Below are 8,359 nucleotides of genomic sequence, written 5' to 3'. Positions count from 1 at the left end.
CTGGCCCTGCCGCCGCCGACCAGCACCGCGGCCTGGCCCCGCCTCCGCCCACGGACGCCGCAGCTAGGCCCCGCCTCGAAGCCCGGCCAGGCCCTGCCACCGCCCATCAATTTCGCATGCAATTCCCCTGAGCGTATTTCAAATATTGAAATCTAATCGTTGATATTCTGCGGTTTTTGAGCGTGCATCGATTCGTGTCGTGGGGGAATTGCATGCGACATTTGTCTGGGCCCGGCCTGCTGCCCTCGGGCGCCGCGGTCCGGCCACGCGGGAGATGCGACCCCCGATCCGCCCCGCAACGCAAAGCGTTGATAAAGGGAAGTGGGCCTCCGGTCAAGGCCGTGACAAGCCTTGATAATGGGAGGAAATGGCGCGTTTATGCCGGTCACACGTTAGAATTATTGCGCTGACCACACCACGTTCAACGGAGGGAATAAGGTGGATCTCTACGAGTATCAGGCCCGGCAGATGTTCAAGGAGCACGGCGTGCCCGTGCTCGACTACCGCCTGGCGTCAACCCCCGAAGAGGCGCGCGAGGGTGCGCGCGAGCTCCTGGCGGACGGTGCGTCGCTGCTGGTCGTCAAGGCGCAGGTCAAGACCGGTGGCCGCGGCAAGGCCGGCGGCGTTAAGCTCGCCCACACCGCCGACGAAGCCTACGAGAAAGCTGAGGCGATCCTCGGCCTCGACATCAAGGGCCACATTGTCAAGAAGGTCATGATCGCTGTCGGCGCGGACATTGCCGCCGAATACTACTTCTCGATCCTGCTGGATCGCTCGAACCGCCGCCACCTGGCGATGTGTTCGCGCGAAGGCGGCATGGACATTGAGACCCTCGCGAAGGAACGCCCCGAGGCCCTGGCCCGCGTCCCCCTCGATCCCACCGTCGGCATCGACGCCGAGGTCGCCCGCCACATCGCGAAGGAAGCGGGCTTCGACGAGGAAACGGCTGAGGCCATCGCCCCCGTCCTCGAAACCCTGTGGACCGTCTACCGCGACGAGGATGCGACCCTGGTCGAGGTCAACCCGCTGGTCTCCAGCCCCGACGGCTCCGTGTGGGCGGTCGACGGCAAGGTCACCCTCGACGACAACGCGCGCTTCCGCCACCCCGGCCACGCCGAGCTCGTGGACGTGGCCGCGCAGGATCCGCGCGAGGCCGCAGCGAAGGCAGCCGGACTCAACTACGTGCGCCTGGAGGGCCAGGTCGGCATCATCGGTAACGGCGCGGGCCTGGTCATGTCGACGCTCGACGTGGTCGCGATGGCCGGCGAGGAGTTCGGAGGAATGAAGCCCGCGAACTTCCTCGACATCGGTGGTGGTGCGTCGGCCGAGGTCATGGCGAAGGGCCTGGATATCATCCTCGGAGACGAGCAGGTTCGTTCCGTGTTCGTCAACGTCTTTGGCGGCATCACCGCGTGCGACCAGGTCGCCCGAGGCATCATCGGCGCGCTCGAGACGCTGGGCGACGCGGCCTCGAAGCCCCTCGTCGTGCGCCTTGACGGCAACAAGGTCGAGGAGGGTCGCGCGATTCTCGCCGAGGCTGCGCACCCGCTCGTCCACATGGAAGAAACGATGGACGGCGCGGCCCGGCGTGCAGCTGAGCTCGCAGCCGAGGCCTCGTCGAAGTAACGACCCGAGAACCGCAGGAGAACACTATGACTATCTTCGTCAACTCTGACACCCGGGTCATCGTCCAGGGCATGACCGGCGCCGAGGGCCGCAAGCATACCCAGCGCATGCTCAGCGCGGGCACGGCCATCGTGGGCGGCACGAACCCGCGCAAGGCCGGCACGACCGTCACCTTCGACGTGCAGGGCTACGGCCCGGGCGCCGACAAGGTGACTGACGGCCAGGTTGAGGTCCCCGTCTTCGGCACGGTTGCCGAGGCCCGCGAGGCCACCGGCGCGAACGCCTCCGTCATCTTCGTGCCCCCGGCCTTCGCGAAGGGCGCCGCCCTCGAGGCAATCGAGGCCGGGATCGAGACGATCGTCCTCATCACCGAGGGCATTCCCGTCCAGGATTCCACGATCGTCGTCGAGCGCGCGCTCGCGGCGGGCGTGCGCCTGATCGGCCCGAACTGCCCCGGCATCATCTCGCCCGGGCAGGCGAACCTGGGCATTACCCCGGCGGACATTACGGGACCGGGCCGCCTCGGCCTCGTCTCCAAGTCGGGCACGCTGACCTACCAGCTCATGTACGAGCTCCGCGACTTCGGCTTCACGACGTGCCTGGGTATCGGCGGCGACCCGGTCGTGGGCACCACCCACATCGACGCGCTGGCGGCTTTTGAGGCGGACCCCGACACGGACCTCGTCATCATGATCGGCGAGATTGGCGGCGACGCCGAGGAGCGTGCGGCCGCCTGGATCCAGGAGAACATGACGAAGCCCGTCGTCGCTTACATCGCTGGCTTCACGGCCCCCGAGGGTAAGACCATGGGCCACGCGGGCGCGATCGTGTCCGGTTCGTCCGGTACGGCTGCCGCGAAGGCGGAGGCGCTCGAGGCCGTGGGCGTGCGCGTGGGTCGCACTCCTTCGCAGACGGCGGAGATCGCGCGCGAGATCCTCTCGCGCTAACGTCACAGCACAAATCGGCCCGGGGTCGGCGCGCAGCGTCGCGGCCCCGGGCCGATTCTGACACTATGGGCCTGTGAGCGAGCGCATCAGAGAAGTACCCAGCCCCCGGCGGACCACGACCACGTACGTGGCGGATCGAGCGACGATCCGTGTGGCCGTCCCGCAGGGCTGGGCGCGCGGTGTGCTCGCGGGTGTTGAGGCAGCCTTTGCGGGCTGGGGTCTGATCACGGTGTTCACGATGATCGCCTACCTGACGCTGCGCTCGAACTCGTGGATGAATGACACGACGCCGCGTGATGCTCTCGGCCTGGGTGGTGACCTGTGGGCCGCCGTCATTGGCGGAACGTCGGTGGTTGGGGGAGTGCATTACCGCGCGATTCCGACGCTGGTGGGCGCTCTGCTGATCGTGCTGGTGCGGATTCTGCTGCGCGCGACGGCTGGTTTCCCGCGTAGCGCGGCGCTGTTCGCGGTGCCCGGTTTCCTGCTGACGTCGTGGCTGCTGGCGGGCGCGTCGGGCATCTATTCGCACTGGTGGACGGGCACGCTCGGCGCGATTCTGATTCCGCTGATCGGCTCGGTGTGGTTCGTTGCGTCGGGGTATTCGCGCGACAATGAGGCCCCGGCGATGCAGCACTGGATTTCGGGCGGCCTGAAGCTGGGAGGCCTGTCGGTCCTCGCGCTCGTGGCTGCGTCTGCGGTGGCGTCGGTGATTGCGCTCGTCGCGGGGTGGAGCCGCATGGCTGGGATCCAGGAGATTCTGGGTGCCGCCTCGGGCGCGGATACCGCTTTTATCGTGGGGGCTCAGTTGCTTTTTGCGCCCACGGTCATGGCGTGGGCTGCCTCCTGGTGGTCGGGCGCGGGTTTCTTGACGGCGACGGATTCGCTGCATTCTCCGGTGGTGGCGGGCACCGGCCCGATTCCGCCGATTCCACTCTTGGGCGCGGTCCCGGAGACGGCCCCCGGCATGTGGGTGATTCTTGCGCCGATCGCGCTGGGTATCGGCCTTGGCGTCGTCGCGTCGCGTTCGTTCCGTCGTGAGCACCTGCTGCACCAGACTGCCCAGGGTGTCCTGTCCTCGGTGATCGTCGCCTCGGTGACGGCCCTGTGGATGTGGAGTGCGACGATGAGCCTGGGGTCCGTGCGCCTGGCCTCGATGGGCCCGCGCGTGGGGTGGGCGACGCTCGCCCTGGTGCTTGAGATCGCCCTGCCCGCGCTGATCATTGCTCTGGCGACCCACCCGACGACGCGAGCCCTCCTCGGCGAGGGTGCCGGTCGCGTGCGCAACGAGGGCGAGGCCCTGCGCCGCCGCGCCGCCGAGCGCGCGTCCCGCGTGGGGGCCACTGCCTCGACGGCGGACGAGGCCTGGGCTGAGGCCTCCGATCCCGCTGAGACGGGCGACACGGAAGCAGGTGCCGACGAGGCCGGGGCTGAGGATCTCGAAGCGGTGGTCGACACGGACGAGCAGGCCGCGGACGAGATGCCCGGGGAGACCAGCGAAACTGCCGCCGAGGGTGCCGCGGACATCGAACCGGTCCAGGCCGAAGGTGACGAGGAAGACCCCGAGACGAAGGCGACGCGGCGCGAGGGCCTGAACTAGACTGGGAGTCGCCGCGACTGGCGAGGGTGGATGACCACCGGGGAGCGGCCGCATTTCCCGCGAGGCGTCGCCCGCCTGGGCGCCTGGGTTTGGTCTCAACCTGGAGGAACTATGTCCGTCTCCCTGGACAACCTGGAACCCATCGACGTGCGCCCGATCAAGCGGGCCCTGATCTCTGTGTATGACAAGACGGGCTTGGAGGACCTCGCTCGCGCCCTTGGCGAGGCCGGCGTGGAGATCGTCTCTACCGGCTCTACGGCTGCCCGCATCGCGGCCGCTGGCGTGGCTGTCACCCCGGTCGACGACGTGACCGGTTTCCCCGAGGTGCTCGAGGGGCGCGTGAAGACCCTGCACCCCTTCATCCATTCGGGCATTCTGGCCGATCAGCGTAAGGCCGCGCACCGCGAGCAGATCGTGCAGCTGGGCATCAAGGCCTTCGACCTGGTCGTGTGCAACCTGTACCCGTTCCAGGACACGGTCGCTTCTGGCGCGTCTTTTGACGAGTGCGTCGAGCAGATCGACATCGGCGGCCCGTCCATGGTGCGTGCCGCCGCGAAGAATCATCCGTCGGTCGCGGTCGTGACCTCTCCGGAGCGTTACGCGGACGTCGCCGAGGCCGTGGCGGGGGAGGGCTTCACCCTCGAGCAGCGCCGCGTGCTGGCCGCCGAGGCCTTCGCCCACACGGCGACCTACGACCTGGCGATTGCCGGTTGGTTGGCCGATGAGCTGGATCTTGAGGATGTGCGCGAGACCCTCGATGAGGCTGCCGAGTCTCACTTGGACGCCTCCGACGCGGCGTTCCTGGAGTCGCTGGGCTACCAGACCGAGGAAGACTACGTGGTGGCGGTGCCCGAGGAGGAGGGACATGCCTCGGGCATGCCCGTGTTCGTCGCCGACGCCTTCGAGCGCGTGGAGTCGCTGCGCTACGGCGAGAACCCGCACCAGGGCGCGGCCGTGTACCGCGAGATCGACGAGTCCTTCGAGGACGAGGATGCCGACGACGAGGCCTTGGCCCCGGGCATCGCGAACGCGCGCCAGCTGCACGGCAAGGCCATGAGCTACAACAACTACACGGATGGTGACGCCGCCCTCCGCGCCGCCTACGATCACGAGCGCCCCTGCGTCGCGATTATCAAGCATGCGAACCCCTGTGGTATCGCGGTGGCTGATGATGTGGCCGAGGCGCACCGCCTCGCGCACGCCTGCGACCCCGTGTCGGCGTTCGGCGGTGTGATTGCCGTGAACCGCCCGGTGAGCGTGGAGCTGGCCCGCCAGATCGTCCCGATCTTCACCGAGGTCGTGCTGGCCCCCGGCTACGAGGAGGGCGCGCTCGAGGTGCTGAGCGCGAAGAAGAACCTGCGCGTTCTGCAGGTTGAGCCCCCGGCTCGTGGCTCGTACGAGTTCAAGCAGATCAGCGGCGGCCTGCTGGTCCAGGAGCGCGACGATATTGACGCGCCCGGCGATTCCCCGGAGAACTGGACGCTCGCGGCCGGTGCTCCCGCCGACGAGGCGACGCTGGCGGACCTGGAGTTCGCGTGGCGCACGGTGCGCGCGGTTCGTTCTAACGCGATCCTGCTGGTCAAGGACGGCGCCTCGGTGGGCGTGGGCATGGGCCAGGTGAACCGCGTGGACTCCTGCAAGCTGGCAGTTGAGCGTGCGAACACGCTGGGCTCGCGCTCGACGGGTGACGCGGCGGCCTCCAACGTGGACAGTGCGGGCGGCGCTCGCGCGTCCGAGGTTGTGGCCGAGGCTCCCGAGCAGCGTTCCATCGGCGCGGTCGCCGCCTCGGATGCGTTCTTCCCCTTCGCGGACGGACTGCAGGTGCTCATCGACGCGGGCGTGAAGGCTGTCGTCCAGCCCGGCGGCTCGGTGCGTGATCAGGAGTCGATTGACGCTGCGAATGCTGCGGGCATCACGATGTACCTGACGGGAACGCGCCACTTCGCGCACTGATCAAACCCGTTCATGGGCTCCAGGGGGCGAGCGCCGGTGTGGCGCTCGCCCCCTGAGATTTGCCTCCGTGTGCTTGACAGGGAACGGCGGGCAGCATATCGTTCAATTGTTGAATAAATGGCTGTTAGCCCTGCTGAAAGGCGCTCTATGACCACCCTGACCGCTTCCCCCGTTGCCGCGCGCGAAAACCGCGTTCTCGCCGACCGCCTCGGCGGCACGATCGTTCGCGAGATCGCACTGATCGCCGCCGGAACGGTCGCCATGATCGTGCTGGCCCGCATTTCGGTCCCGCTGCCCTTCACGCCCGTGCCGGTCTCGCTCGGCACGCTGGGCGCCCTCTCGGTCGGCACGACCCTTGGCGCGCGCCGAGGCCTCATCTCCGTCGCCTCCTACGCCCTCCTCGGCGTCGCCGGCGCCCCGGTCTTCACCGGCACGAACGTCGGCTGGGCCTTCGCCTCCTTCGGCTATATCCTCGGCTACCTGCTCGTTGCCGCGATCGCGGGCCTGGCCGCCCAGCGCGGCGCCGACCGCCGCGTCCTCACCATGGCGCCGACCGCAGTCGTGTCCCTGTTCTCCGTGTACATCCTGGGCCTGGCCTGGATGATCCCCTTCGCGCACATGACCCTTGAGCAGGGTCTGATGAAGGGCTTCGTGCCCTTCATCATCGGCGACCTGGTCAAGGCCGCCGTGGCCACCGGCGCTTTCCCGGTGCTGCGCTCCATCTTCCGCTGAGCCGCGCGCTCCAGCGTCACGCGAGTCGGCCTCGTCCCCACCCGGGGGCGGGGCCGTCGCCGTATCCGGCGTGCGCAGTGGTGACATACGTAATGGAGTGCGACGGGGCGGGGCGCGCGCGGGTACCATTGGCAGGGTGAACGCTTCTGACATGCATCCCGTCCTCGTCGTCGACTTCGGCGCGCAGTATGCCCAGCTGATCGCGCGCCGCGTGCGTGAGGCTAACGTCTACTCCGAGATCGTCCCCCACACCATGAGCGTGGCGGACATGCTCGCCAAGGAGCCCGCCGCCATCATCCTGTCCGGCGGCCCGTCCTCCGTGTACGAGGAGGGCGCGCCCTCCGTCGATCCCGCGATCTTCGAGGCCGGCGTGCCCGTGCTGGGCATCTGCTACGGCTTCCAGACCATGGCTCACGCCCTTGGTGGCACCGTCGGTCGCACGGGCACCCGCGAGTACGGGCACACCGAGGCTACCGTGGCCGGGGACTCCTGCCTGTTCGGTGGCACCCCCGACGACCAGATCGTGTGGATGAGCCACGGCGACGCCGTCCAGGGCGCGCCCGAGGGCTTCACCGTCACGGCCTCCACGGCTGAGACTCCGGTTGCAGCTTTTGAATGCAGCGAGCGTCGCCTCTACGGCCTGCAGTGGCACCCCGAGGTGGGCCACTCCCAGTTCGGCCAGGACGCGCTGAAGAACTTCCTCTACGAGGGTGCCGGCCTGGAACCCACTTGGACTGCCGGGTCTATCGTGGACGAGCAGGTCGAGAAGATCCGCGAGCAGGTCGGCGACGCGCAGGTCATCTGCGCCCTGTCCGGCGGCGTGGACTCTTCCGTGGCCGCGGCGCTCGTGCACAAGGCTGTCGGCGACCAGCTGACCTGCTTCTTCATCGATCACGGCCTGCTGCGTGCGGGCGAGCGTGAGCAGGTCGAGAATGACTACGCGCGCGGCATGGGTATCCGCGTCATCACGTGCGACGAGTCCGAGCGCTTCCTGTCGGCCCTGGCCGGTGTCACCGAGCCCGAGGCGAAGCGTAAGATCATCGGCCGCGAGTTCATCCGCTCCTTCGAGGCCGCCCAGAAGCAGGTCATCGAAGAGGTTGGCGCCGCCGGCGGCGAGGTGAAGTTCCTCGTCCAGGGCACCCTGTACCCCGACGTCGTCGAGTCCGGCGGTGGCGAGGGCGCGGCCAACATCAAGAGCCACCACAACGTGGGCGGCCTGCCCGAGGACATGACCTTCGAGCTGGTCGAGCCCCTGCGCACCCTCTTCAAGGACGAGGTGCGCGCGGTCGGCCGCGAGCTGGGCCTGCCCGACTACCTGGTGAACCGTCAGCCCTTCCCGGGCCCCGGCCTGGGCATCCGCATCATCGGCGAGGTCACGCGCGAGCGCCTGGACATCCTGCGCGCCGCCGACCTGATCGCCCGTGAGGAGCTCACGGCGGCCGGCCTGGATCAGGAGATCTGGCAGTGCCCGGTGGTTCTGCTCGCCGACGTTCGTTCCGTGGGT

6 protein-coding genes and 1 riboswitch are annotated in these 8,359 nt (G+C 68.4%); all 6 genes read left to right on the top strand.

The genetic code is table 11. From position 1 onward, the window contains the following. Positions 1-438 precede the first annotated feature (438 nt). Complete coding sequence (sucC, locus tag HMPREF1137_RS06150; RefSeq protein ID WP_007590070.1) at positions 439-1,626, top strand: ADP-forming succinate--CoA ligase subunit beta; 1,188 nt, start codon at positions 439-441, stop codon at positions 1,624-1,626. Positions 1,627-1,652: 26 nt separating this feature from the next. After that, positions 1,653-2,573, top strand: coding sequence for a succinate--CoA ligase subunit alpha (sucD, locus tag HMPREF1137_RS06145; protein WP_007590079.1), 921 nt, complete (start codon positions 1,653-1,655; stop codon positions 2,571-2,573). A gap of 73 nt (positions 2,574-2,646) precedes the next feature. Continuing rightward, the gene (locus tag HMPREF1137_RS06140; RefSeq protein ID WP_231284042.1) at positions 2,647-4,170 is read left to right on the top strand and encodes a cell division protein PerM; all 1,524 of its coding nucleotides are present in this window, start codon (positions 2,647-2,649) and stop codon (positions 4,168-4,170) included. A 3-nt stretch (positions 4,171-4,173) separates the two neighbouring features. Continuing rightward, positions 4,174-4,258: riboswitch (ZMP/ZTP riboswitch) on the top strand. 23 nt (positions 4,259-4,281) lie between these two features. After that, entirely contained in the window at positions 4,282-6,123 is a 1,842-nt protein-coding gene (gene purH, locus HMPREF1137_RS06135) for a bifunctional phosphoribosylaminoimidazolecarboxamide formyltransferase/IMP cyclohydrolase (RefSeq protein ID WP_007590062.1), read from the top strand. Positions 6,124-6,270: 147 nt separating this feature from the next. Further along, positions 6,271-6,855 (top strand): biotin transporter BioY, encoded by a 585-nt coding sequence (locus HMPREF1137_RS06130; protein WP_007590073.1) that lies wholly within the window; start codon positions 6,271-6,273, stop codon positions 6,853-6,855. 151 nt (positions 6,856-7,006) lie between these two features. Further along, on the top strand, positions 7,007-8,359 hold a 1,353-nt coding region (guaA, locus tag HMPREF1137_RS06125; protein WP_007590081.1), incomplete at its 3' end, for a glutamine-hydrolyzing GMP synthase.

The sequence above is a fragment of the Actinomyces sp. ICM39 genome, from assembly GCF_000282935.1.
Lineage (GTDB): Bacteria > Actinomycetota > Actinomycetes > Actinomycetales > Actinomycetaceae > Pauljensenia > Pauljensenia odontolytica_B.
This window is presented reverse-complemented; position numbering and strand designations above follow the sequence as displayed.